Raw genomic sequence first — 24228 nt, forward strand, 5'->3', positions numbered from 1 at the left:
TTTAGAATAGAATGTACAGGTTTGTTTTAGGAGGGAATCATCATGGGATCCGTTTTGCTTGAAGCGTTGACGGCGGTTGGCAGACTGTTTCTGCATCCGTTAACATACATATTTGTGCTTGGACTGTTTTTCTATCATATTAAGCGGGTGAAGCGGGAAAGGCGCCATTTTCATACGAAGGTGCAAGACGTTGTCAGCGCTTTGCTGTCACCGGTACCGAAAGCACTGATCGCCGGGGTCACTGCCGCGGTAGTTTTTGTCGTCACCGGCGTTGAGCTGTCCTATGCGCTTCTGCTGCTGTTTTCAGCAGTGTGGCTGCTCCAGCTGCCGTTCCGCCATGCTTCCTGGTACAGTTTTACGGTAACAGCAGCTGTTTCCATGCTGCTTCTGCCCTTTTTACCTGCGGGAGGCACCGGCTCTGCCTGGCTGAACGATATGCTTGCGTCGCTTCAGGAAGTGAACATGTTTCACCTGGGCGTGCTGCTCGTGACGCTGATGCTGCTGGAAGCCGTTTTATTCCGGACGTCGGCTGCTTCTTCTCCGCTGCTGCAGAAAAGTCCGCGCGGTAAAATGGTCGGGGCACATACGATCTCTAACCTCTGGCTGATGCCTGCGGTGGTGCTCGTGCCAGCCGGCGGAGCTGCTTCGCAGGGGTGGTGGCCGCTGCTGGACGGGACGACAGGAACGTTCGGATTTATGCTGATTCCGTTTCTGGTCGGTTATCAGGTGAAGGCGCAGTCCGTCTATCCGGACGTAGCCTCAGAGCGAGTTGGAGCGAGATTATTTGTCACAGCTCTCCTCGCCGGAGCATTCTTTGCAGGTTCTTTCTTTCTGCCGGTGCTTATCTATGCAGCAGCCGCGGTCGTTCTGCTCGGACGGGCGAGTGCCGGATGGGCATTTGAAGCGGCAGACCATAGCAGTGTAAGCATTTATACCGCACGGGAAAATGGGCTGACGGTACTCGGCGTGCTGCCGGGATCGACCGCTGAAAAGCTGAACATATTGCCGGGTGAAACGATCGTCAAGACAAACGGTGTGCAGGTGGAAACGCAGGCGGCGTTTTACGAAGCGCTGCAGCAAAGCTCTGCTTATGCCAAGCTGGAAGTAGTGGACCGGGACGGCGAAAAACGGATTGCTCAGGCGTCGATCTATGAAAATGATCATTATTTAATCGGCTGCCTGTTTATCCCTGATGATGAGAATACGAATTTATCACTTCGCGGACTCCGGTCTCTCGTAGTCCTTCGTCAGGACCGAAGGGAAACCGCAGATGACGAAGAAAAGCAGGAAGATACGCACGAAGAAAAAAGCAGCTGACTGTGCTGTGCGACTGTCCCGGAACATTTCCGGGACAGTTTTTTGCCGTTTAAGCAAGAGCGGACTGCTTCCAGATCAGGAGCAGAATGTATGTTCGCACGAAGCTGCTTTTCGTGATATAATGGGTGAATCAGGATAAAATCGGGTAATAGATTGAGAAGAATAAAGTTTAACGAAGGAAGGCAAGGTGACACAACGTGGCTGTTGAAACCTATCCATTTAAGCTGGAATCCAAATACAAGCCTGCAGGCGATCAGCCGCAAGCAATAGAAAAGCTCGTAGAAGGCATTGAGCAGGGGGAAAAGTTTCAGACGCTGTTAGGAGCGACCGGAACAGGGAAAACGTTTACGATGTCCAACGTGATTGAACGGGTAAAAAAACCAACGCTGATCATTGCACACAATAAAACACTTGCAGGACAGCTGTACAGCGAGTTTAAGGAATTTTTCCCGGAAAACCGGGTTGAATATTTTGTCAGCTATTATGACTATTATCAGCCGGAGGCGTATATTCCGCAGTCGGATACGTTCATCGAAAAAGATGCCAGCATCAATGACGAAATTGATAAGCTGCGCCACTCCGCCACGAGTTCACTGTTTGAACGCGACGATGTTATTATCGTGGCCAGTGTTTCGTGCATTTACGGCCTGGGTTCCCCGGAGGAATACCGGGATCTTGTTGTGTCATTAAGAACCGGAGATGAGCGTGAGCGGAATGACCTGCTGCGGCAGCTCGTCGATGTGCAGTATACGCGTAACGATATAGACTTTCAGCGGGGGACGTTTCGGGTGCGCGGAGACGTCGTGGAGATTTTTCCTGCTTCCCGCGATGAGCATTGTTTACGAGTGGAGTTCTTTGGAGATGAGATCGACCGGATTACCGAAGTGGACGCCCTGACAGGTGAAGTGCTGGGAGAACGGCAGCACGCTGCTATCTTTCCGGCCTCCCACTTCGTCACACGTGAAGAAAAACTGCAGCGCGCGATGAAAAACATAGAGGCGGAGCTCGATACTGTCTTAAAAGATATGCACGACAGAGGAAAGCTGCTGGAGGCTCAGCGTCTGGAACAGCGCACACGCTACGATCTGGAAATGATGCAGGAGCTCGGGTACTGTTCCGGAATCGAGAACTATTCGCGGCATCTGACGTTCCGTGAGGCTGGTGCGACTCCTTACACGCTGCTTGACTATTTTCCGGAAGATTCCCTCATTATTATCGACGAGTCCCACGTGACGCTGCCGCAGGTGCGCGGCATGTACAATGGGGACCAGGCTCGTAAAAACGTGCTTGTCGATCACGGATTCCGTCTGCCGTCGGCTAAAGATAACCGGCCGCTCAAGTTCGAGGAGTTTGAAAAGCACATCCGGCAGATCGTGTTCGTCTCTGCCACACCAGGACCGTATGAAATTGAGCATACGAAAGAAATGGTGGAACAGATTATCCGGCCGACGGGGCTGCTCGATCCGACGATAGACATCCGTCCGATTGAAGGACAAATTGATGATTTGATTGAGGAAATCCGCCTGCGCAGGGAGCGTGGTGAACGAGTTCTCATCACGACGCTGACGAAAAAAATGTCAGAGGACCTGACGAGCTATTTAAAAGAGGTCGGTGTCAAAGTGCAGTATTTGCACTCGGACATTAAGACGCTGGAACGGATTGAAATTATTCGTGAACTGCGCCAGGGAGAATTCGACGTGCTCGTCGGAATCAACCTGCTGCGGGAAGGTCTCGATATTCCGGAAGTATCGCTCGTTGCCATTCTGGATGCGGATAAAGAAGGCTTCCTCCGGGCAGAGCGTTCGCTGATTCAGACGATGGGGCGGGCGGCCCGTAACGCAAACGGGCACGTTATTATGTATGCAGACAAAGTGACGAATTCGATGCAGGTGGCGATCGATGAAACGACCCGCCGCCGTTCGATACAGAAAGCGTACAACGATAAATACGGTATCACACCTACGACGATTCAAAAAGCGATTCCGGAGCTGATCAAGGCGACATTTGCGGCCGAGGAAGACGAAACATACGAAGCACTTGAAAAGGCACCGAATAAAAAACTGACGAAAAAAGAACGCGAAAAAGTAGTGGAGCGAATGGAGCTTGAAATGAAGCAGGCTGCTAAAGACCTCGATTTCGAGCGGGCTGCCGAACTGCGTGACGTCATCTTAGAATTGAAAGCGGAAGGATGAGACTAACATGGCTTTAGATAACATTGTAGTAAAGGGGGCGAGATCCCATAACCTGAAGGATATCGACGTGACGATCCCGAGAAACAAACTCGTCGTCATGACCGGCCTGTCAGGGTCAGGGAAATCCTCGCTCGCTTTTGACACAATCTATGCGGAAGGACAGCGTCGCTACGTGGAATCTCTTTCTGCTTACGCCCGGCAGTTTCTCGGTCAGATGGATAAACCGGACGTTGATTCAATTGACGGACTGAGCCCGGCCATTTCTATCGATCAGAAAACGACGTCAAAAAACCCAAGGTCGACAGTCGGGACGGTTACTGAAATTTACGACTATCTGCGCCTGCTGTTTGCAAGAGTCGGAACACCGATCTGTCCGGTCCACGGAGTGGAAATCACTTCCCAGACAGTAACACAGATGGCCGACCAGCTGATGGCATATGAGGAGCGCACGAAGATGCAGATTCTCGCGCCGGTTGTGTCCGGCCGCAAAGGAACGCATGCGAAAGTTCTCGAAGACATTAAAAAACAGGGATACGTCAGAGTCCGCGTCAACGGCGAGATGCGGGAGGCAGCAGAAGAGATCACGCTCGATAAGAACAAAAAGCACAATATAGAAGTTATCATCGACCGGATTATGATTAAGGAAGGAATCGAAACACGGCTGACAGATTCCCTGGAAACGGCGCTGGATTTTGCTGAAGGCCAGGTCATTGTCGATGTGATCGATCAGGAAGAGCTGCTGTTCAACCAGCATCACGCGTGTCCGCACTGTGGATTTTCCATTGGCGAGCTGGAACCGCGGATGTTCTCGTTTAACAGTCCGTTCGGTGCGTGCTCGAGCTGTGACGGCCTCGGCCACAAGCTGGAAGTGGATGAAGAGCTGATCATTCCCGATCCGTCTCTTACACTGAACGAACACGCCATTGCGGCATGGAAGCCGACTAGCTCCCAGTATTACCCTTCCCTGCTTGCAAGTGTCTGCAGTCATTATGGAATAGATATGGACAAGCCGTTTAAAAAACTCGCAAAAAAGGAAAAAAATATTATCCTCGAAGGAAGCGGCCGCGAAAAAATCCATTTCCGATACGAGAATGAATTCGGACGGATCCGCGAGAAGGATATTTACTTCGAAGGCGTGCTGAAAAATGTTGCCAGACGGTACCGGGAAACCGGTTCGGACTATATACGCGAGCAGATGGAGCAGTACATGGCTCAGAAACCCTGCCCTTCCTGTGACGGCAACCGTCTGCGCGAGGAATCGCTTGCGGTAAAAATAGACAGCCGGCACATTGGTGAAGTAACCGACATGTCTATCACCGAAGCGGATCAGTTTTTCGACAGCCTGACGCTCTCAGAAAAGGATATGACGATTGCGAGGATGATTCTCCGTGAAATTAAAGAGCGGCTTGGCTTTCTGGTGAACGTCGGCCTCGAGTATCTGACGCTGTCGCGCTCGGCGGGGACACTTTCCGGCGGTGAGGCACAGCGAATCCGTCTTGCTACGCAGATCGGGTCTTCGCTGATGGGGGTGCTGTACATTCTTGATGAACCGTCCATCGGGCTGCATCAGCGGGATAATCACCGGCTGATCAGCACGCTCGAAAGAATGAGGGATCTCGGCAACACGCTGATCGTTGTTGAACACGATGAGGATACGATGCTTGCGGCCGATCATCTGATTGATATCGGACCCGGAGCAGGTGTTAACGGCGGAAGCATTTGTTCAACCGGCACTCCCGAGGAAGTGATGAAAGACGAAAAATCGCTGACAGGAAAGTATCTTTCCGGTGAAAAGTTTATTTCACTGCCGGCGGAAAGACGCAAGCCGACGAAGCGCCGTCTTCAGATTAAGGGAGCCGCAGAAAATAACCTGAAGGACACAGACGTGTCGATTCCGCTCGGCCTGCTGAATGCGGTGACCGGTGTATCCGGTTCTGGTAAAAGTACGCTGATCAACGATATTTTAAAGCGTTCGCTCTCCTTAAAGCTGACAACAGCAAAAGCGAAGCCCGGCCGTGTTAAGGAAGTGAAAGGGATCGATCAGCTTGAGAAGGTGGTCGACATCGACCAGTCGCCGATCGGCAGAACGCCCCGATCAAATCCGGCTACGTATACCGGCATGTTTGATGATATCCGCGACGTGTTTGCGATGACGAACGAAGCGAAAGTGCGCGGCTATAAAAAGGGGCGCTTCAGCTTTAACGTAAAAGGCGGCCGCTGTGAAGCCTGCCGCGGGGACGGCATCATTAAGATTGAGATGCACTTTCTCCCGGATGTGTACGTCCCGTGCGAGGAATGTCACGGAAAGCGGTACAACCGTGAAACGCTTGAAATTAAATACAAAGGCAAAAACATTGCTGATGTGCTCGACATGACGGTGGACGAAGCGGTCGACTTTTTCGAAAATATACCGCGAATTAAACGGAAAGTGACGACGCTGCAGGACGTCGGTCTCGGCTATATTAAGCTCGGTCAGCCTGCAACGACGCTTTCAGGAGGGGAAGCTCAGCGGGTTAAGCTCGCTTCCCAGCTGCACCGCCGCTCAACGGGAAAGACGTTCTACATTCTGGATGAACCGACTACCGGCCTGCACGTGGCTGACATTGAAAAGCTGCTTCACGTGCTGCAGCGCCTCGTGGAGAACGGAGATACTGTCGTCGTCATTGAGCACAACCTTGATGTTATTAAAACGGTCGACCACGTTATTGATCTCGGTCCGGAAGGCGGAAACGGAGGCGGAGAGCTCGTTGCTGAAGGAACGCCGGAAGAAGTGGCTGAAGTGGAAGCCTCGCATACCGGCCGGTTTTTAAAGCCGATCTTGGAACGCGAACGGAAACGAATGAACGAAATAGCGGAACCTGCGACTGCGAGATGAAACATCTGTGGCGCTGATCCGTAATACACCCGAATGCCGATGGAGAATACGCCTCCGGACGGAGGGAACTCCGTGGAGGCTGCTGTATTATGAAGGCAGGGGCGGGAAACCGAACCTGCCGACTATGGAAAGGGGCGTTTGATCATGCAGGAAGAACGGAAAATGATTCTGAAGATGATCGAGGACGGGAAAATTTCTGCCGAGGAGGGCATGCGTCTGCTGGAGACGATCAATGAGCGCGAAAAGCAGGCAGAGCCGGAGCCGGAGGAACAAGCCTTTTTTGAGGAAGAACAGCGGGAGACAGGAAAACAGAGTCAGGAAAGCGGAGACTGGAGCTACCGTCGTGCGGAAGAGAAAATGACGAGCTTCGCCAACAAGTTTTCGGGTTTTGTGGATGATGCCGTACACCGGCTGAAAGAATTTGATCTCGATTTCAATTTCGGTACAGCTGAGAAAATTGATCATGTGTTTCAACAGCGTGACGTTTATGTTAAAGAAGCGGATATTCACGTCGAAAACGGTGCGATTGAAATTCGGCCTTCCGATGAGAAGCAGGTGCGGATTGAGTGCGACGTACAAGTATTTCGCGTGAAGGATGCAGAAACAGCCCGGCGTGAATTTTTGCGTGAAGCTCAGTTCAGTATTTCAAACGGCCGGCTTCGCTTTGATGTCCGTAAAAAATCGATAAAGGTGAACACGGTTGTGTATCTGCCGACGAACGACCTGGAAAAGCTGAAAATATATGCTTTCAACGGTCGTGTTAATGCAGGGAGCCTGCCTGTTCATAAACTCGATATCCGCGGCGTCAACAGTAAAGTAGCGATCGAACGGATTGATGCGAAAGAAGCGAGAATTGAAACGACGAACGGTTCGATTACCGTGCGCCAGTTCAATGCGATGGACGGGGAACTGAAGTCGATGAACGGGACGGTAACGGTGGACGCCGGACGCGGCGACTTTCATCTGGAGTCGGTGAACGGCACGCTGCATTTCCGTTTGTCGGAAGCTTCGCAGTCAAAGGCATACTTGAAAACCGTTATGGGAAGTGTCTACGTGGCAGTTCCGGACGGCGTGAAAGTAGAAGCAGACGTAAAGACAACGGTCGGAGGGCTGCACTGCCAGCTGCCGAATATGAGCGTGATTGAAGAGAAAAAGGATTATGCTCAGAAGCGTCAGACGTTTCTTGCCAACAAGGATGGAGAGGGCCACTTCTACATTGAGGCCGAATCCACTACAGGTTCGATTCACGTTAAATAACCGGAGGTGTCATGCATGAAACAGCTATCCCGGACGATCGAAGACCGCAAGCTCGCAGGGGTATGCGGAGGACTCGGCAAGTACTTCGGTGTGGATCCCACAGTCGTGCGCATTGCAGCGATTGTGCTATTCTTCCCGTTTTCCCTGCTTATCGTGTCACTTTATTTAATCGGCGTCTTTCTGATGCCGAATGAAGGGGATGTGAGGGGACTATGAGCTGGCTCATACAGCTGATTGTAAACGCAGTCGTTCTGCTCATCATCGCGTATTTTTTCAACGGTATCGAGCTGACGGGATTCGGAGCAGCCGTGATTGCAAGCCTGATCCTCGCGGTTGTCAATGTCATCGTGAAACCGATTCTCGTCGTGCTTACGCTCCCAATCACGATCCTGTCGCTCGGCTTGTTTCTATTCGTGATCAACGCCATTACCCTTATGCTGACGGCATGGTTTATGGGCGACAGCTTTGTCATTGACGGCTTTTTCAACGGCCTGCTTGCAGCCGTGATCTTCGCGCTGCTCAATGCGATCATTTCGAACTTTATTATCGACCCGCTCACAAAGCGGTAAAAAAGACAGGTGATGCGGTCCGGCTGATGCCGGATCGTTTTTTCATGCGGCGGGCAGAGGCGCTTTCCGTCCGGGGGTTCCTCTGGTATGCTAGAATGGATAAAGATGAAGCGAGCAGGAGAGGAGCAGATACAGCATGGCAGAAGTGACAGCAGATCGACTGATGGAGGAATTTGACCTGACGCTGATGAATGACGAAGAATCGGTTACGTACCGTTCGATTACGACGAGTGATATTTCGCGACCGGGCATGGAAATGGCTGGCTTTTTTACATACTATCCGGCAAAGCGGATTCAGCTGCTCGGTAAAGCAGAGATGTCGTTTTACGAACAGCTGCCGGAGGAGGACCAGATTGACCGGATGCAGCGGCTTTGCACATATGATACGCCGGCTATCATTCTTTCCAGGGGCATCGAAGCACCTGATACGCTGAAGCAAGCTGCGGACGAGGTGGGCGTGCCAGTTTTCTCAGCGGAAATTTCCACGACGAGACTTAGTTCGAAGCTGACGACGTATCTGGAAAGCAGGCTGGCACCGATGACTGCCATGCACGGCGTACTGATTGATATTTATGGAATCGGCGTGCTGATCACCGGTTCGAGCGGCGTTGGTAAAAGTGAAACAGCGCTGGACCTCGTCCGGCGCGGGCATCGGCTCGTGGCGGATGACTCCGTTGAAATCCGCGAAGAGCAGGATGGCGTTCTGGTCGGACGTTCTCCGGATTTAATCCGCCACCTGCTTGAAATACGCGGACTGGGCATCATTAACGTAATGACGCTGTTTGGGGCTGGCTCCGTCCGTAACGAAAAGCGGCTCGGACTGGCCATTGATCTTGAAGCATGGGATCAAAAGAAGCAGTACGACCGTCTCGGGCTGGACGAGGATTTCATCCAGATTTTTGAAACAAATCTTCCGAAAATTACGGTGCCGGTCCGGCCCGGGCGGAACCTGGCGGTTATCATTGAGGTAGCTGCGATGAACTTCCGTCTGAAGCGTATGGGCATCAACGCCGCTGAACAGTTCTCAGAACGGCTTGCGACCGTGATTGAAGAAGGCGATCACGATAATGACTAATCAACAGTTGAGGTGACCAAGTTGCTATATTCGATACAGCCAATGAATCCTATTGCATTTGAAATCGGGCCGATTTCCGTCCACTGGTATGGTCTGCTGATCGGCCTCGGTGCCTTTTTAGGGTATCTGATTGCCAACCGGGAAGCGAAAAAGCGCGGTATGCCGGATGATCTGCTTGCAGATCTGCTCATGTGGGCACTTCCGGCAGCGATTATCGGAGCTAGATTGTACTACGTCATTTTCCGCTGGGAACAATTTGCGGGGGATCCGGTGCGCGTCTTCTTTATCTGGGAAGGAGGCCTCGCGATTCACGGAGGCTTGATCGCAGCTGTGTTAACCGGCTACATCTTCTGCCGGATTAAAAACGTCTCGTTCTGGAAAATGGCCGACATCACAGCGCCGAGTATTCTGCTCGGTCAGGCAGTGGGACGCTGGGGCAACTTCGTGAACCAGGAAGTTTATGGCGGGGAAGTATCCCGTCAGTTTCTCGAGTCGTTGTTCCTGCCGACGTTTATTATCGATCAGATGTACATCAACGGCAGCTACTACCATCCGACTTTTCTGTATGAGTCTCTCTGGAGTCTCGCCGGAGTGGCGCTGCTGCTCTACTTGCGCCGCGTTAACCTGCGCCGTGGAGAGCTGTTCCTGACGTACGTGATTTATTACTCAATCGGACGATTCTTCATAGAAGGAATCCGTACCGACTATCTGCTGCTTTTCGGAACCTTCCGAACCGCGATGGTGCTATCTGCCGTCCTTATTGCAGGTAGTATTGCGTTGATTATCTACTGGCGTAAAGCAGGCTACACGAAACGTTATTTAGACGACTGACCGTAACAAAGGAAAGGATGCTTGTTTTCTTATGCAGACATTGAAGAAAGGACTGCTCGCCGGCCTTGCAACGACGTGGAAGCTCGGTAAAATCATATTTCCGATCACGCTGATTGTGACGATGCTAAGTCAGACCGTTGTCATGGACTGGCTGACGCGGGTTCTTTCTCCGATGATGGGCCTGATCGGTCTCCCGGGGGAGGCAGCAATTCCGCTCGTTCTCGGCAATGTGCTGAATCTGTACGCGGCGATCGGCGCGATGCTGACGATGGATTTAAGCGTGAAGCAGGTGTTTATCCTCGCCGTGATGCTCTCGTTTTCACACAATTTGTTTGTGGAATCTGCCGTGGCAAAGCAGGTCGGTCTGCGGATCAGCGTCGTGTTGGCCGTACGGATTGGTCTTGCGCTCGTATCTGCATGGGTGATACACCTCGTATGGCAGGGGGGATCGGAGCAGGCGAGCTACGGCTTTGTGCCGGCAGGTCCCGAAAACGTCACCGGTACTGCAGACATCTTCTTTTACGGGGTGGAAGCAGCTTTCATCGGGATTCTGCAGCTGGCGGCGATCGTTATTCCGATCATGCTGTTTGTGCAGGTGATGAAAGATCTGGCGTGGCTGCCTGTCTTTTCGAGGTGGATGACCCCGTTTACAAAGCTGCTCGGCGTGAAGCCGAATACGTCAACAACACTCGCTTCCGGTCTGCTTTTCGGCCTTGCCTATGGCGCAGGCGTGATGATTCAGGCAGCGAAAGAAGACGGGGTATCGAAAAAAGATTTGTACCTCGTATTTATTTTTCTCGTGGCCTGCCATGCAGTGATTGAAGATACGCTCATTTTTGCTCCGCTAGGCATTCCGCTCTGGCCGCTGCTGCTCGTAAGACTCGTGACGGCGATTCTGTTAACGGCTGCTGTCGCCTTTATCTGGAACAGGCTTGAGCAAAAGGAGCAGGAGGAAGAAGAACCGGCTGCCGCTGCGTCGTCGGACCGGTAGAAGGGACGAGTCGACATGAATCAGAAAAAGCTGAATACGGTGCTGTTTGATCTGGACGGCACGCTGATCAATACGATCGATCTGATAGTAGCTTCATTCGAACATACGTTGGACCGGTATTTTCCGGGAGCCTACGCCCGGGATGATATCGCACGATTTATTGGCCCGCCTCTGTCGGAAACGTTTACGAGGCTGAATCCGGACTATGCAGAAGAGATGATCGGTGTGTACCGCACGTTTAATCATGCGCATCATGACGAGCTTGTGAAAGGCTATGAGGGCGTTCATGAGACGCTGGAATACTTGCGCAGGGAGGCGTATTCGCTTGCAGTAGTGACGACGAAGCGGAGCGATACGGCGATGAAAGGGTTGAAGCTGATGAAAATGGAGCAGTATTTCCCGGTTGTCATCGCGCTCGATCACGTATCGAACTGGAAGCCGGATCCGGAGCCGCTGCTAAAAGCGCTTGGGCAGCTGGAGCGCCGTCCGGAAGAAGCGATTATGGTCGGCGACAGCGAGCATGATATTCTTGCCGGTAAAAATACCGGCACCCGCTCAGCCGGCGTTTCCTGGTCGATTAAAGGCCGTGAGCATCTGGAGCGGTTTGAACCGGATACGATGCTCGATCAGATGACCGATTTGATCTCCTTCATGGAGAAGGACTGAGAGGAGGAGCGTTATGCCCCGGAACACAACGAGCTACCCGGTGGAAACTGCCAACTCGCTCTGGCACATTTACAAAACGGTCCCGTTCTGGAAAGTAGTACGCAACTTTGTCGTTATTCAGACGGCGCGGTATACACCGTTTCTGCCCATGAAAAACTGGCTGTACCGTACATTTTTGCGCGCTAAAATCGGTCCGGAAGCAGCTGTTGCACTGATGGTCATGTTTGATGTTATGTTTCCGGAGCGCATTTCCATCGGCCGGAACAGCGTCGTCGGCTATAACACGACGATACTGGCGCATGAATATCTGATCAGCGAATATCGGCTCGGCGATGTGGTTATCGGAGATAATGTCATGATCGGCGCGAACTGCACGATTCTGCCCGGCGTTACCATCGGGGACGGGGCGATTGTCTCGGCGGCAACGCTCGTGCATAAAGATGTCCCTCCCGGTGCGTTTGTCGGCGGGAATCCGATGCAGCTGATCCGACCGGGCGATACAGAAAAAACAATGGAGTTAAAGGCGCGGGACTGATAGGGGATGCTCTGTCAGACCGCGTTTTTTATCGATATCCTTCCGGTTGACGGAGCCAAGGATGGCGTGTAATATATGTCATAAGATCTTTATTGCTCTATCACGTTAGCACATTAAAGTAAACGAAACGTTGACATTTCCGGATTCCGGAACGAATTGATACAGACAGGAAAGGAAGACTGATGACATGACGAAGCTGTTTATGTTTGAAAAGCCGCAGGGGATGCGGGATACACTGCCGGAGCTTTACCAGCTGAAGCAGCAGATCAAACGCGGCGTCACCCAGGAGGTAACGCAGTGGGGCTATGAATTTGTGGAAACACCGACGGTAGAGTTCAATGAAACGGTCGGCAGCGCATCGGCCATTCTCGACCGTCAGCTGTTTAAGCTGCTTGACCAGGAGGGCAATACGCTTGTTCTGCGGCCGGACATGACCGCGCCGATCGCACGAATTGCCGCTTCGACGATGAAAGCATCGGAACGTCCGCTCCGGCTCACATATGATGCAGCCGTTTTTCGCGCTCAGCAGTATGAAGGCGGGCGGCCGGCCGAGTTCGAACAGGCAGGCGTCGAGCTGATTGGGGATGATTCTGTCAGTGCGGATGCGGAAGTGATCTCACTCATGGTGTCGTCGATGAAAGCAGCAGGAATTCCGACGTATCAGGTAGCCGTCGGGCACGTTGGCTTCGTCAATGCCTTGCTCAAAGAAGTGCTTGGCAATGAGAAGCGGGCATCGGAGTTCCGCCGTTATTTATACGAGAAAAACTACGTCGGCTTCCGCAAAGCAGTTGAACAGCTCCCGCTTTCCTCACTGGATAAGCGGAGGCTGCTGGAGCTGCTTCGTCTGAAAGGGGACGCTTCAATTATTGAACGTGCCCGCAGCATCACGGAATCAAGAGCAGGACAAAAGGCGCTCGATCAGCTCGAAAACCTGCTTGACGTGCTTGCTGATTTTGACGTGGAAGACTGTCTCATTCTCGATCTGAACCTCGTTATGCACATGAGCTACTATACGGGAGTTGTCTTTGAAGCTTACAGTGAAGGTCTGGGCTATCCGCTTGGAGGCGGAGGCCGCTATGATCAGCTGCTCGGACGGTTTCACCACGAAGAGCCGGCAACCGGTTTTGGACTGCGTGTGGACCGGATGACAGAAGCGCTCGGCCAGGCAAAGCAGTCTGTGCAAAAGGATGTTTGCGTCATTTACAGCAGTGAACGGCGCAGGGAAGCGTTCGCTGAAGCGAAACGACTCCGCTCTGAAGGCCGCTCGGTCGTCATACAGGAAATCAGCGGAATTGCCAATATCGATGCGTATTCCAAGCAGTTTGACCGTACCGCTTACTACGTCGGATCAAACGGGGAAGGGGGAGTCAAGCGATGAATCAGGAGCTGTTAACAGTCGCCATGCCGAAAGGTCGTATTTTTGAAGAAGCAGTCGAACTTCTCCGCAAAGCAGGCTACGATCTGCCTCCGGAATTTGATGACTCCCGCCGCCTCATTTTGGAAGTGCCGGAATCCGGCATGCAGTTTATCCTCGCAAAACCAATGGACGTGCCGACCTACGTTGAACACGGCGTGGCAGACGTAGGCGTAGCCGGAAAGGACGTCATGATCGAAGAAGAGCGTGACGTGTACGAAGTGCTGGACTTGAAAATAAGTGCCTGCTACATGGCCGTTGCCGCGCTTCCGGACTACAGCCCCGAGCTCGACGTCGCACCGAAAATCGCGTCGAAGTATCCGAAGCTGACGTCCGACTATTTCCGCGAACAGGGTGAGCAGGTCGAAATCATCAAGCTGAACGGATCGATTGAGCTCGCGCCGATTGTCGGCCTGGCAGACCGGATCGTTGATATCGTATCGACCGGCCAGACGCTGAAGGAGAACGGGCTTGTGGAAATTGAAACGATGATTCCCATCACTTCGCGCTTCATCGTTAATCCGGTCAGCTACCGGACGAAGGCAGACCGGATCGATGATATGGTCGACCGCCTTGCAGAGGTTATCAACGGGGAGGAACAAGCATGAAACTCGAAGCACTGACGGAAGGCATGTCGCTGAAGCGCTCGATTGATCAAGGAACGTCGGAACAGCGCAGAACCGTAGAGAAGATTCTGCAGGACGTCCGCACACGCGGAGACGAAGCCGTTGCTGAGCTGACGAAGCGCTTTGACGGTGCTGAACTCGACAGCATGCGTGTGACCCGGAACGAGCTGGAGCAGGGAGCGGCAGCCGTGTCGGAGGAAACAAGAGAGATCATCCGCGAGGCAGCAGCCAACGTGCGCGATTTTCACGAGCGTCAGAAGCGGGAAGCGTGGATCACGACGAAGCCGGACGGAACGATTCTCGGCCAGCGCATTCTGCCGCTCGATGCAGCAGGCGTTTATGTGCCGGGCGGTCGGGCTGCCTACCCTTCTTCTATTATTATGAATGTCGTGCCGGCACAGGTGGCAGGAGTGGAACGGATTGTCATGGTCAGCCCTCCGGATGCGGAAGGGAAACTGGCACCGGTCGTTCTTGCTGTCGCGTACGAGCTTGGGGTAAAGGAAATTTACAAAGTCGGCGGTGCGCAGGCCGTCGCAGCTCTGGCATTTGGTACCGAAACGATTGCACCGGTCGATAAAGTAACCGGACCTGGCAACATCTTTGTAACGCTCGCCAAGCAGCTTGTTTTCGGCCATATCGATATTGACATGCTCGCCGGACCGAGTGAGATTGTTATTTTAGCCGATCAGTCGGCTCACGCGGACTTCATTGCAGCGGATATGCTGAGCCAGGCAGAGCATGATCCGATGTCATCCGCTGTTCTCGTAACGACGAGCCGGGAGCTTGCTGAGGAAACGAAGCAGGAAGTAGAAAAGCAGCTGCAGACGCTCCCGAAAAAAGAGATTGCAGAACCGTCTATTAACAATCACGGCGCTATCTATGTAGCAAAAGATCTTGAAGAAGCATGCGCTGCAGTTAACGAACTGGCTCCGGAGCACCTCGAGCTCCATACGGCCAAGCCGTGGGATGTGATGGCGAAGATCCGCCACGCAGGCGCGATTTTCCTCGGGGAAAACAGCTCCGAGCCGGTAGGCGACTACTTTGCCGGACCGAACCACGTGCTGCCGACGAACGGCACGGCGCGTTTTTCAAGTCCGCTGAACGTGGATGACTTTACGAAGAAAACGAGTATTTTATCATACAGCGAACAGGCGCTGGAAGAAAACGGCGCTAAAATTGCTGCATTTGCAAGGCTGGAGCAGCTGGAAGCCCACGCGAGAGCCATTGAAATCCGAATGAAGAAGGGAGACCGATCATGAGCCGGACTGCTGGAAGAAAGCGTGATACGAAAGAAACACAGATTGAGCTGGAACTGAACCTGGATGGGAGCGGAGAGGCTGTACTGCTCACTGATGTCCCGTTTATGACGCATATGCTCGACCTGTTTACAAGACACGGACTGTTCGATTTGAAACTGACAGCCCGGGGTGATACCGAAATCGATGATCATCACACGACTGAAGACATCGGCATCGTGCTCGGGTCCGCTTTGCAGGAAGCACTCGGCGACAAGCGGGGCATCCGCCGCTACGGCTCTGCCTTTGTACCGATGGACGATGCGCTTGCCCACGTTGTAATTGACTTAAGCAACCGGCCGCACTTCGAGCTGAAAGGAACGATTCCGCATCAGAAGCTGGGCACATTTGATACAGAGCTGATCGAAGAATTTCTCTGGAAGCTCGCACTCGAGGCGCGCATGAACCTGCACGTCAACGTGCACTACGGAACAAATGCGCATCATATCATTGAGGCAGTATTTAAGGCACTCGGCCGTGCCCTGGACGAAGCAGTTCAGCTTGATCCGCGTGTAAAAGGAATTCCATCAACAAAGGGGAGTTTGTCATGATCGGTATCATCGACTACGGAATGGGCAATTTGCACAGCGTTACGAAAGCGCTGGAGCGGATTGGCCATGACCCGTTTTTGTCGGAAGATCCGGCTGAACTGGAAAAAGCGGATATGCTCATTCTTCCCGGCGTCGGCTCCTTTCGCGACGGCATGGCTGAGCTGGAGAAGCGCGGACTCGACTCGTTTGTAACGAAATGGGCCGAAGACGGCAAGCCGCTTCTCGGCATCTGTCTTGGGATGCAGCTGCTGTTTGATGAGAGCGAAGAGAACGGTTCAACGAAAGGACTCGGGCTGCTTCCGGGCAAAGTGGTCCGCTTTCGGGAAAATGGAGTGAAAGTGCCGCATATGGGCTGGAACAAGCTGACGTTTAAACAGCCGGCACACCCAGTGCTGTATCAGGTGGAAGAAGGGCACGTTTATTTTGTGCATTCCTACTACGTGGAGGCCGGTTCTGAAGATGTGCTCGTCGCGGTAACCGACTACGCGGATGCTGAAGTACCGGCAGTCGCAGCGTCAGGATCCGTCTGGGCAACACAGTTTCATCCGGAAAAAAGCAGCAGCGTCGGCATGAGCATGCTGAAAAATTTTGTGGAACAGAAGGGGGGCGTGGAAGTTGACTGATTTTACGATTTATCCGGCGATCGACATGCGCGGAGGCAAATGCGTCCGTCTGCTTCAGGGAGACTACGATAAGGAAACGGTTTATGGAGATTCCCCGTATGATATGGCAGCTGCCTTCGCTGAAAAAGGCGCTTCCTGGATTCACATGGTGGACCTGGACGGAGCGAAAGCAGGAAAGCCGGTGAACGATGCGCACGTGATTCGCGCTGCATCCGAGCTGAACGCAAAGATTCAGATCGGCGGCGGTATCCGCACGGAAGAAGACATCGTCCGCTATCTGGAAGCCGGCGTCGCACGTGTGATTCTCGGCAGTTCGGCTGTTGCCGATCCGGAGTTCGCGTCAGACATGCTGCAAAAATACGGCAGCCGCATTGCAATCGGCATTGATGCCCGGGACGGCTATGCAGCCACGCACGGCTGGCTGGAAACGTCACAGGTGAAGGCGGATGAGCTCGGTAAGCGTCTGGCAGAAGCCGGGGCTGAAACGTTTATCATGACGGACATTTCAAAGGACGGCATGATGTCCGGACCGAACGTCGAGGCCATTGCTTCACTTGGACGGGCAACCGGTAAACGCGTGATCGCTTCCGGCGGCGTCAGCAGCATCGAAGACGTCAAGGAGCTCGCTTTACGAAGCGGAGACGGCATTTCCGGAGCGATTATCGGTAAAGCACTTTATACCGATGCTGTAACGCTGGAGGACGCGCTGAAGGAGGAATCGTAACGATGCTGACAAAACGAATTATTCCCTGCCTTGATGTAAAGGAAGGCCGAGTTGTAAAAGGGGTGCAGTTTGTAAACCTTCGCGACGCCGGTGATCCGGTTGAGCTTGCTTCTTTTTATGATGAGCAGGGTGCTGATGAGCTCGTATTCCTTGATATTTCGGCATCCCATGAAGGACGAGAAACGATGGTCGACGTGGTCCAGGAAGTGGCCGGCAAGCTGGCGATCCCTTTCACCGTAGGAGGCGGCATCAATTCGCTCGAGGACATGAAGCGGATTTTGCGTGCCGGCGCTGATAAAGTATCGCTAAACACAGCGGCATTAATGCGTCCGGAGGTAATTAAAGAGGGCGCAGACTTTTTCGGAAGCCAGTGTATCGTGTTAGCAGTCGATGCCAAATGGGATGACGAGCTGCAGTCATGGCGGGTGTACACGCACGGAGGCCGGAAGCCGACTGAGCGTGACGTCATTTCCTGGGTAACGGAAGCCGTAAGTCTCGGAGCCGGTGAAATTCTGCTGACGAGCATGGACGAGGACGGTGAAAAGAGCGGCTTTGCAGAAGAACTGACGAAAGCGGTCAGCGAAGCGGTATCGGTGCCGGTGATCGCATCCGGCGGAGCTGGAAACGCGGCCCATTTTGAGTCTGTATTTGTGAACGGGAAAGCAGATGCAGCGCTTGCCGCTTCTATTTTTCACTACCGCGAAACGTCTGTTGCAGAAGTGAAAGCGTATCTTAAAGAAAAGGGGCTGCCAATCCGATGACAGCAGTTGAAAACCTACAGTTTGACGATCAGGGATTAATTCCTGCAATCGTTCAGGATCAAGCAACGAAAGAAGTACTGACGCTTGCCTACATGAATAAAGAGTCACTGGAAAAGACGCTTGAGACACGGGAAACGTGGTTTTACAGCCGGTCACGTCAGGAGCTTTGGCATAAAGGGGCTACCTCCGGCAATACGCAGCGGGTCACCGATGTCCGCTTCGACTGCGACCAGGATGCTCTCGTCGTGCTGGTCGAACCAGCAGGGCCCGCCTGTCATACCGGTGCAGTCAGCTGTTTCACCCACAGTATGCTTGAGGAAAAGCAGGCCAAAAGCCGCTTTGCGGTGATTGAGGAGCTGGAGCAGCTCTTGGCGGAGCGGGAACAGACGATGCCGGAAGGCTCTTACACGACGTACTTGTTTGAAGAAGGAATTGATAAAATTCTTAAGAAAGTCGGTGAGGAAGCATCCGAAATTATCATCGCTGCCAAAAACGGTGATAAACAGGAGCTCGTCTGGGAAAGTGCAGATTTTCTCTACCACTGGCTCGTGCTGCTTCAGGAACAGAAGCTTTCCGTTGATGATGTGCTGAAACGGCTTGAAGAGCGTCACAGCGGCAAAAAGGGAGTCTGATTTGCCTGGAACGCACTGAAAAAGAGGGAATTGCCCCTTTTTCAGTGCTTTTTTATGTGGGGCGTTGAGGCGCGGTCGGTTTATGGACCGCAGCTAGGTTCATGTTAGTGTCTGTCGCTTTCGGGGGACCTCGTTGAGTTATAGTTGCGGGCCGGCGAGCTACGTTTTAGCCGGCTAGTGTCGCTTTTGACCGCGGGCCTGCTTGAAGAAAGCAGCGATGCTTCATAGGCAGGCCGCACTCTATAAAAATAAGCTGGAAACGGCTTGAATAACCTGCTGTACTGTCTTTAGCATCATAAGGCTGAGTCAAACAGCATCATCCGTGCTATAATCAGGAGCGTGATTATTTCTAAAAAGAAGGACGGAATACATATATGCAGTCATCATTTCGTGAAACTATCAGACGGCTGGTCGAGCACCGGCTGTTTCAGCCTGTCGTTATCGGGATCATTCTCTTAAATGGTCTCGTCATTGTGGCGGAGTCCTACCAGCCGGGAGATTCATTTCTTTTGCTCCTGGATACGATTATCGTCTGGATATTCGTCGTTGAACTCGTATTAAAAATGATCGGTCTTGGCGTGCGCGGTTATTTTTCCGAGCGCTGGAACATATTCGATTTTACGATCGTGGCTCTGAGTCTCGCGTTTTATAACACGCCGCTCGTCAGTGTGCTGCGTCTGATCCGGGTGCTGCGTCTCATTCGCATGATTCCGGCTATCCCGGCTCTGCGCAAAATCATTGATTCCCTTATGCGCTCACTGCCTGCGCTGACGGGCATTCTTGGCCTGACAGCCTTAATTTTCTCCATTTATGCGATCATCGGCACGACGTTTTTCCGCGGTGTTCTGCCGTATGAATTTTTTGGAAGCTTTCATACATCGTTGTTCACGCTGCTTCAGGTCGTCACCTTTGAATCGTGGGCCAGTCAGGTAGCCCGTCCGGTCATTGCTGAAATACCGTGGGCATGGTTTTACTTCGTTTCGTTTATCGTGATTGGCGCACTGGTTATTTTAAACCTCGTCGTCGCCGTCATTCTCGATTATCTCGGTCATGAAGATGAAGAAGCTCAGAAGGAAAACATGGACCGTCTCTACAGAGAAAACGAGGCGCTGCGTCAGGATATTCAGGAAATTAAGGAGATACTGCTCCGGGACAAAGAGCGCTAATGTAAAAGAACGTAAAGAAGGCCGGTACGAGGATCACTCGTACCGGCCTTCTCTGAGTGTTGATAAAGTCATTTTCGGTGAATAACGTTGCATCTGCCTGTATCTGCGGACACTCGCTTTCCGGAGGGAACGGGCTCAGCTAACCGCTTCCTCCTGCTGTCGGAAGCGCTGGATCTTCGCCTCGTTCTGATCCTCCCGGAGTCGAGGCCCTTCGATGTAGGCAGCGGCAGTGCGTTTCACGTGCCTGGTTAGGTCTTCACGATTGGCTTCCTTACAGATAGAAACTTCCGGATGAGACGTTTCGATGTTAAATAGGGATGTCCATACTTCTTAGAATTCATGATAAACGTAAAAAAAAGCCGTCGCGTCTGCCTGTCGTGACGATGTTTTCTAAGAAGCAGAGCCGTTTTCCCGATGTGTCCGGCGGAGACGCCAGTGGAATCAGCGCAGCATGAAGATTCAGAGCCGTTCAGATCTGCGAACGGCATCAACGCACGAGCGGAGCCGGACCGGGTCTTAAAGGCTTCTCGCGAGAAGCCTGTGTCCGAGTGAAGCCGCGCCATCCTGCGTGTCTTTCTTCCCTTCATACAGGGTCACCCTGAGAAATAGCTGAAGGCCAGCCCACGGCAAGCTTCCGCCGGTAAGCAGAGGGGAAATACAATCAAACGAATAAACATATAAGTGGAAAGATTTTTTCAACAACCTGAGAAGGCCGGTACGAGGATCACTCGTACCGGCCTTCTAGTTGACTACTGAGCCTTTTTTGCTTTTGCTTTTTGATCTTCTTTGATCAGATCAGCTGTAAGCTGTCCGGAGAGGGTGACCATCGGCACGCCTCCGCCGGGATGAGTGGAGCCGCCACTGAAGTAGAGGTTCTCGTAGAGCTGGCTTCTTGCCGGAATTTTGAATCCGCCGTTCGTATCTTTGTTGGCTGCGATGCCGTAAATCGATCCGCCGTTTGCGCCGTAGAGCTCTTCCAACGTATCCGGATTAAACTCATACTCAAATTCGATCGAGCTGCGCAGCCCGGTAAGGCCCATCCGCTCCAGCTTGTCGAGTACGACTTCTCTGTAGCGGTCCCAGTCACCCTGCTTTTTCATCGCGGTCTTTGGCGGGACGTGGGTGAGAACGAAGAGGTTTTCCTTCCCTTCCGGAGCCTGCGAAGGATCGGTTTTAGAAGAAACCCCAATATAAATCGTTGGATCATCTGCCGGCACTCCCTTTTCAAAGATTTGTTTGAACTCTTTTTCCGGATCTTCCGAGAAGAAGAAGTTGTGGTGTTCCAGCTGCGGGAATTCGCGGTCGGTTCCGAGCAGAAGCACAAGTCCGGACACGGTTGGTTCGTATGTTTTCGAGAGCGACTTCACTTCTTTTTTCGTTTTGCTGTTTTTCGGAAGGAGCGTCTCATATGCCGGAATAACTTCCAGGTTGGAAACGACAATATCAGCCGGAACGTAGTCGCCGTTTTCCGTCACAACGCCTGTAGCTGTCTCGTTTTCAAGATGGATGTGTGAAACCGGGGTATCAGTCTGCACGTCGACGCGCAGTTCATCGAGCACGTTTTTCATGCCGCGTGCAATGTTGTACATGCCGCCTTTGACGTAGTAAATGCCAAGGCCGAGCTGAACGTATACGAGCTGGTTCAGGATCGCCGGAGACTGGTACGGATTGGAGCCGACGTACATGACGAAAAAGTTGAACAGCTGCTCCAGGTATTTATTGTCAAAGTGCTTCTTTGTACTGTCTGCCACCGTATTGAACGGATCCATGGAAAGCAGTTCCTTCAGCGTATGCTGCTGCTTTAAATCCTTCAGCCCGGTGATGCTCGTCTTATAAAAGCTTTTCATACAGAGGTCGTACATGTCCTGGGAATAGCTGAGAAACTTCATGAAGGAGCGGCCCGGGTCCGGCTTTACCTTTTTCATTTCATTCAGCATGTCCGGAATATCGGATAATACGTTCAGCGTTGTCCCGTCTTCAAAAAACGTTTTCCATTGTGGTTCGATGCGGATAATGTCCATGTAATCATCAACATTGCGGTGCACGCTGTTGAACAGCTGCTCCAGCACCCACGGCATCGTCAGAATGGAAGGGCCGGTATCAAACGTGAACCCTTCTCCGCTTCGCTGATTCAGCTTGCCGCCGATCCGTTCATTTTTTTCGAGCACGGTGACGTCATAGCCGTCACCGGCAAGTCTCATTGCTGCTGAAAGGCCGCCGAGTCCGGCCCCGATCACCACTGCTTTTTGTTTAACTGTCATCTTTCCCGCACCTCCGTGTTTACTATAGTCGTCTGTCAATCCTGGGTGTCTGCAAAAGCCGCCGTACAGGGGACGTACCCATCTGCTGCAGCCAGTGCTTAATAAATGAAAGGAAGAATCCGATAGCGGCCTTCGAGCCACTTCGTATACGTGCTGCCGAACGAGCGGGTGAGCGCTGCTTCTTCATTGCGGATCCGCCTCATCAGAAGCGGGAGAAACACGAACAGGACAATAATCAGACCCGGCAGGCTCGTCATAAACAGGGAAAACCCTGATAAGAGCAGAAGCAGGCCGGTATAAAGCGGGTGCCGCAGAAGTCTGAAGGGACCGTGGCTGACGAGCTGATCGCCCTCCCGCACCTGCACCCCTCTCGTAAACTGACTGCCGAGTGCGAGAATGCCCCAGTAGCGGAGGGCGATTCCACAGCCGTACAGGATCAGTCCGGCCGTCAGCACTCCGGTGCCGCCGAACGTAAGCAGACCGGCTTCGCGGCTCACAATGGATAAAATGACAGCAGAAACAGCTGCTGTCATAATCCACGGAAACGATCCGCGCTCCGACCGGTCCGTATTTCTGCGGCTTTTAAACAAAAGAAATTCAAGCACCCAGATAATTGAGAGGGCGGTAAAAATAATGTCATAAAGCGGCATGCGTCCCAGCTCCGTTCTGCGTGTTATATGTAGGAAGCCGGTTTACGGCACTTTCCTTCCATACCCGTTATACAACGTGTCTAACCTGTCTGAAACAATATTCAGAAAAAAATACCATCCGCGAGAAAGAGTGGAAAATCACATTGTCCGCTTGTGCCGTGCATGTTATACTTCTTAAAGAAAAATGACCGATTTCTGAACGGAGGACGTGTCTCCATGACGCAGACGAGAAATGCACAAGTCATCCCTTTCATGAGGGATGGTAGTTTTTTTTATAAAAAGGGTATCGAAGCATATCAAAATAAACAGACGGCCAAATCCATTCATCTGATCAAGCGTGCCGTTGACATGGACCCGGAAGAACCCGTATTTCTATGCCAGCTGGCGATTCTGCTCGCTGAAGAAGGGGACTATGCGTCTTCCAACCGGTGGCTGCGGCAGATTATTGAAGATGTAGATCCGTCGATGAGCGAGAGCTACTTTTTCCTGGCAAACAACCTGGCTCACAGCGGTGAATTTGAAGAAGCGAAAGAGTATCTGGAGATGTACATGGAACTGGACTGTACCGGAGACTTTCGGGAGGATGCAGACGCTCTGCACTATTTACTGAAGGTCGAACTGGGCCAGGAACATACCGATCTGCACCGGACAGATCCGTTTTCCACACACGCTGTTATGCTGCTGCATGAAGGACAGTTCGAACAAGCAGAGGAAGAAGCTGCCCGCTTCACAGCTGAACAGAGCCGATGCTGGTTCATGTACGGGGTGCTTGCAGAAGCGCAGATTCGTCAGGGAAAGTTCGATGAGGCAGCTGAGATTCTGAACAATTTAATGCAAAAAGAAGGAGCTGATACGAGCGCACGCTGCCTGTTGGAGCTCGGTGCGCTCATGCAGGGGAACCGGACGAAAGAGGAGCTGGAAGCCGACCTTTCCGGGCTATATCCAATGGATCGCTGGGAGCGCTATGTGCTGGCAAAGGTGTTGTTTGCGGCTGGTATTTTCCGGCGGGCGTATCACCTTCTGCGCGAATCCGTACCGGTGGAGCGGGCGGTTTATCTCCATCAGCTTGCGGCGGCTGCGAAATATGCCGGCTACGAAGGACGTGCCTCCAGGCTGTGGGAGCAGGCAGCTTCGATGCAGCCGGAAAAACGGGAGCGGTTCATGAAGCTTCGTTCTGCAGAGGCAGATGCCTGGATTAAGGATTGGACGTATTAAAA

The 24228-nt window shown here is 52.5% G+C and carries 25 protein-coding genes; 22 read left to right on the plus strand and 3 right to left on the minus strand.

Going from position 1 to position 24228, the window contains the following annotated elements:
* The first annotated feature begins 42 nt into the window (after positions 1–42).
* The 21 genes from HCN83_RS05895 (at position 43) to HCN83_RS05990 (ending at position 20100) form a co-directional block, all read left to right on the plus strand.
* A complete protein-coding gene (locus HCN83_RS05895) occupies positions 43–1317 on the plus strand; it encodes a PDZ domain-containing protein (RefSeq protein ID WP_168005430.1) in 1275 nt (424 codons plus the stop codon).
* Between the two features lie 197 nt (positions 1318–1514).
* Positions 1515–3509 (plus strand): excinuclease ABC subunit UvrB, encoded by a 1995-nt coding sequence (gene uvrB, locus HCN83_RS05900; protein ID WP_168005431.1) that lies wholly within the window; start codon positions 1515–1517, stop codon positions 3507–3509.
* Between the two features lie 7 nt (positions 3510–3516).
* Positions 3517–6384, plus strand: coding sequence for an excinuclease ABC subunit UvrA (uvrA, locus tag HCN83_RS05905; protein ID WP_168005432.1), 2868 nt, complete (start codon positions 3517–3519; stop codon positions 6382–6384).
* 144 nt (positions 6385–6528) lie between these two features.
* Positions 6529–7641 carry a DUF4097 family beta strand repeat-containing protein gene (locus tag HCN83_RS05910; protein WP_168005433.1) on the plus strand — a complete coding sequence of 371 codons (1113 nt, stop codon included), beginning with the start codon at positions 6529–6531 and terminating at the stop codon, positions 7639–7641.
* A 15-nt stretch (positions 7642–7656) separates the two neighbouring features.
* Complete coding sequence (locus tag HCN83_RS05915; RefSeq protein ID WP_168005434.1) at positions 7657–7857, plus strand: PspC domain-containing protein; 201 nt, start codon at positions 7657–7659, stop codon at positions 7855–7857.
* Positions 7854–8210, plus strand: a complete 357-nt coding sequence (locus tag HCN83_RS05920) for a phage holin family protein (protein ID WP_168005435.1) — start codon at positions 7854–7856, stop codon at positions 8208–8210. The genes HCN83_RS05915 and HCN83_RS05920 overlap by 4 nt, the downstream gene beginning before the upstream one ends.
* Positions 8211–8236: 26 nt before the next feature.
* Positions 8237–8359, plus strand: coding sequence for a hypothetical protein (locus HCN83_RS18585; RefSeq protein ID WP_281351693.1), 123 nt, complete (start codon positions 8237–8239; stop codon positions 8357–8359).
* Positions 8347–9285, plus strand: coding sequence for an HPr(Ser) kinase/phosphatase (hprK, locus tag HCN83_RS05925; RefSeq protein ID WP_168005437.1), 939 nt, complete (start codon positions 8347–8349; stop codon positions 9283–9285). Before HCN83_RS18585 ends, hprK begins: the two co-directional genes overlap by 13 nt.
* Before the next feature lie 42 nt (positions 9286–9327).
* A complete protein-coding gene (gene lgt, locus HCN83_RS05930) occupies positions 9328–10116 on the plus strand; it encodes a prolipoprotein diacylglyceryl transferase (protein ID WP_168005591.1) in 789 nt (262 codons plus the stop codon).
* A gap of 31 nt (positions 10117–10147) precedes the next feature.
* Positions 10148–11107, plus strand: coding sequence for a nucleoside recognition domain-containing protein (locus tag HCN83_RS05935; RefSeq protein ID WP_168005439.1), 960 nt, complete (start codon positions 10148–10150; stop codon positions 11105–11107).
* A 15-nt stretch (positions 11108–11122) separates the two neighbouring features.
* The gene (gene ppaX, locus HCN83_RS05940; protein WP_168005441.1) at positions 11123–11773 is read left to right on the plus strand and encodes a pyrophosphatase PpaX; all 651 of its coding nucleotides are present in this window, start codon (positions 11123–11125) and stop codon (positions 11771–11773) included.
* A 13-nt stretch (positions 11774–11786) separates the two neighbouring features.
* Complete coding sequence (locus HCN83_RS05945; RefSeq protein WP_168005442.1) at positions 11787–12308, plus strand: acyltransferase; 522 nt, start codon at positions 11787–11789, stop codon at positions 12306–12308.
* A gap of 187 nt (positions 12309–12495) precedes the next feature.
* Positions 12496–13686, plus strand: coding sequence for an ATP phosphoribosyltransferase regulatory subunit (locus HCN83_RS05950; protein ID WP_168005443.1), 1191 nt, complete (start codon positions 12496–12498; stop codon positions 13684–13686).
* Positions 13683–14330: an ATP phosphoribosyltransferase gene (gene hisG, locus HCN83_RS05955; protein WP_168005444.1), complete on the plus strand. Its 648-nt coding sequence runs from the start codon at positions 13683–13685 to the stop codon at positions 14328–14330. Before HCN83_RS05950 ends, hisG begins: the two co-directional genes overlap by 4 nt.
* Positions 14327–15607, plus strand: a complete 1281-nt coding sequence (hisD, locus tag HCN83_RS05960; protein ID WP_168005445.1) for a histidinol dehydrogenase — start codon at positions 14327–14329, stop codon at positions 15605–15607. Before hisG ends, hisD begins: the two co-directional genes overlap by 4 nt.
* Entirely contained in the window at positions 15604–16194 is a 591-nt protein-coding gene (gene hisB, locus HCN83_RS05965; protein ID WP_168005446.1) for an imidazoleglycerol-phosphate dehydratase HisB, read from the plus strand. Before hisD ends, hisB begins: the two co-directional genes overlap by 4 nt.
* Positions 16191–16817, plus strand: a complete 627-nt coding sequence (hisH, locus tag HCN83_RS05970) for an imidazole glycerol phosphate synthase subunit HisH (RefSeq protein ID WP_168005447.1) — start codon at positions 16191–16193, stop codon at positions 16815–16817. The genes hisB and hisH overlap by 4 nt, the downstream gene beginning before the upstream one ends.
* Entirely contained in the window at positions 16810–17541 is a 732-nt protein-coding gene (hisA, locus tag HCN83_RS05975) for a 1-(5-phosphoribosyl)-5-[(5-phosphoribosylamino)methylideneamino]imidazole-4-carboxamide isomerase (RefSeq protein WP_168005448.1), read from the plus strand. Before hisH ends, hisA begins: the two co-directional genes overlap by 8 nt.
* A 2-nt stretch (positions 17542–17543) precedes the next feature.
* Positions 17544–18302, plus strand: coding sequence for an imidazole glycerol phosphate synthase subunit HisF (gene hisF, locus HCN83_RS05980; RefSeq protein WP_168005449.1), 759 nt, complete (start codon positions 17544–17546; stop codon positions 18300–18302).
* Positions 18299–18934, plus strand: coding sequence for a bifunctional phosphoribosyl-AMP cyclohydrolase/phosphoribosyl-ATP diphosphatase HisIE (gene hisIE, locus HCN83_RS05985; protein WP_168005450.1), 636 nt, complete (start codon positions 18299–18301; stop codon positions 18932–18934). The genes hisF and hisIE overlap by 4 nt, the downstream gene beginning before the upstream one ends.
* A gap of 374 nt (positions 18935–19308) precedes the next feature.
* On the plus strand, positions 19309–20100 hold the full coding sequence (locus HCN83_RS05990) for an ion transporter (RefSeq protein ID WP_168005451.1): 792 nt from the start codon (positions 19309–19311) through the stop codon (positions 20098–20100).
* Between the two features lie 248 nt (positions 20101–20348).
* Here HCN83_RS05990 and HCN83_RS05995 read toward each other — a convergent pair whose 3' ends face one another.
* The 3 genes from HCN83_RS05995 to HCN83_RS06005 all read right to left on the minus strand — a co-directional run bounded on the left by HCN83_RS05995 (position 20349) and on the right by HCN83_RS06005 (position 23011).
* On the minus strand, positions 20349–20588 hold the full coding sequence (locus tag HCN83_RS05995) for a hypothetical protein (protein ID WP_168005453.1): 240 nt from the start codon (positions 20586–20588) through the stop codon (positions 20349–20351).
* Positions 20589–20849: 261 nt separating this feature from the next.
* Positions 20850–22361, minus strand: coding sequence for a phytoene desaturase family protein (locus tag HCN83_RS06000; RefSeq protein WP_168005455.1), 1512 nt, complete (start codon positions 22359–22361; stop codon positions 20850–20852).
* A 98-nt stretch (positions 22362–22459) separates the two neighbouring features.
* Positions 22460–23011, minus strand: coding sequence for a methyltransferase family protein (locus HCN83_RS06005; protein WP_168005457.1), 552 nt, complete (start codon positions 23009–23011; stop codon positions 22460–22462).
* A 216-nt stretch (positions 23012–23227) separates the two neighbouring features.
* Here HCN83_RS06005 and HCN83_RS06010 point away from each other — a divergent pair, with 216 nt between their 5' ends.
* Positions 23228–24226, plus strand: a complete 999-nt coding sequence (locus tag HCN83_RS06010) for a tetratricopeptide repeat protein (RefSeq protein WP_168005459.1) — start codon at positions 23228–23230, stop codon at positions 24224–24226.
* Positions 24227–24228 lie beyond the last annotated feature (2 nt).

The organism is Alkalicoccus luteus, from assembly GCF_012034335.1.
GTDB classification, from domain to species: Bacteria; Bacillota; Bacilli; order Bacillales; family Salisediminibacteriaceae; genus Alkalicoccus; species Alkalicoccus luteus_A.

Coding starts and splice junctions, on each gene's coding strand:
- HCN83_RS05895 (WP_168005430.1), top strand. CDS start 43: ATGGGATCCGTTTTGCTTGAAGCGTTGACGGCGGTTGGCAGACTGTTT.
- uvrA (WP_168005432.1), top strand. CDS start 3,517: ATGGCTTTAGATAACATTGTAGTAAAGGGGGCGAGATCCCATAACCTG.
- HCN83_RS05910 (WP_168005433.1), top strand. CDS start 6,529: ATGCAGGAAGAACGGAAAATGATTCTGAAGATGATCGAGGACGGGAAA.
- HCN83_RS05915 (WP_168005434.1), top strand. CDS start 7,657: ATGAAACAGCTATCCCGGACGATCGAAGACCGCAAGCTCGCAGGGGTA.
- HCN83_RS05920 (WP_168005435.1), top strand. CDS start 7,854: ATGAGCTGGCTCATACAGCTGATTGTAAACGCAGTCGTTCTGCTCATC.
- HCN83_RS18585 (WP_281351693.1), top strand. CDS start 8,237: ATGCCGGATCGTTTTTTCATGCGGCGGGCAGAGGCGCTTTCCGTCCGG.
- hprK (WP_168005437.1), top strand. CDS start 8,347: ATGGCAGAAGTGACAGCAGATCGACTGATGGAGGAATTTGACCTGACG.
- lgt (WP_168005591.1), top strand. CDS start 9,328: ATGAATCCTATTGCATTTGAAATCGGGCCGATTTCCGTCCACTGGTAT.
- HCN83_RS05935 (WP_168005439.1), top strand. CDS start 10,148: ATGCAGACATTGAAGAAAGGACTGCTCGCCGGCCTTGCAACGACGTGG.
- ppaX (WP_168005441.1), top strand. CDS start 11,123: ATGAATCAGAAAAAGCTGAATACGGTGCTGTTTGATCTGGACGGCACG.
- HCN83_RS05945 (WP_168005442.1), top strand. CDS start 11,787: ATGCCCCGGAACACAACGAGCTACCCGGTGGAAACTGCCAACTCGCTC.
- HCN83_RS05950 (WP_168005443.1), top strand. CDS start 12,496: ATGACGAAGCTGTTTATGTTTGAAAAGCCGCAGGGGATGCGGGATACA.
- hisG (WP_168005444.1), top strand. CDS start 13,683: ATGAATCAGGAGCTGTTAACAGTCGCCATGCCGAAAGGTCGTATTTTT.
- hisD (WP_168005445.1), top strand. CDS start 14,327: ATGAAACTCGAAGCACTGACGGAAGGCATGTCGCTGAAGCGCTCGATT.
- hisB (WP_168005446.1), top strand. CDS start 15,604: ATGAGCCGGACTGCTGGAAGAAAGCGTGATACGAAAGAAACACAGATT.
- hisH (WP_168005447.1), top strand. CDS start 16,191: ATGATCGGTATCATCGACTACGGAATGGGCAATTTGCACAGCGTTACG.
- hisF (WP_168005449.1), top strand. CDS start 17,544: ATGCTGACAAAACGAATTATTCCCTGCCTTGATGTAAAGGAAGGCCGA.
- hisIE (WP_168005450.1), top strand. CDS start 18,299: ATGACAGCAGTTGAAAACCTACAGTTTGACGATCAGGGATTAATTCCT.
- HCN83_RS05990 (WP_168005451.1), top strand. CDS start 19,309: ATGCAGTCATCATTTCGTGAAACTATCAGACGGCTGGTCGAGCACCGG.
- HCN83_RS05995 (WP_168005453.1), bottom strand. CDS start 20,588: ATGCCGTTCGCAGATCTGAACGGCTCTGAATCTTCATGCTGCGCTGAT.
- HCN83_RS06000 (WP_168005455.1), bottom strand. CDS start 22,361: ATGACAGTTAAACAAAAAGCAGTGGTGATCGGGGCCGGACTCGGCGGC.
- HCN83_RS06005 (WP_168005457.1), bottom strand. CDS start 23,011: ATGCCGCTTTATGACATTATTTTTACCGCCCTCTCAATTATCTGGGTG.
- HCN83_RS06010 (WP_168005459.1), top strand. CDS start 23,228: ATGACGCAGACGAGAAATGCACAAGTCATCCCTTTCATGAGGGATGGT.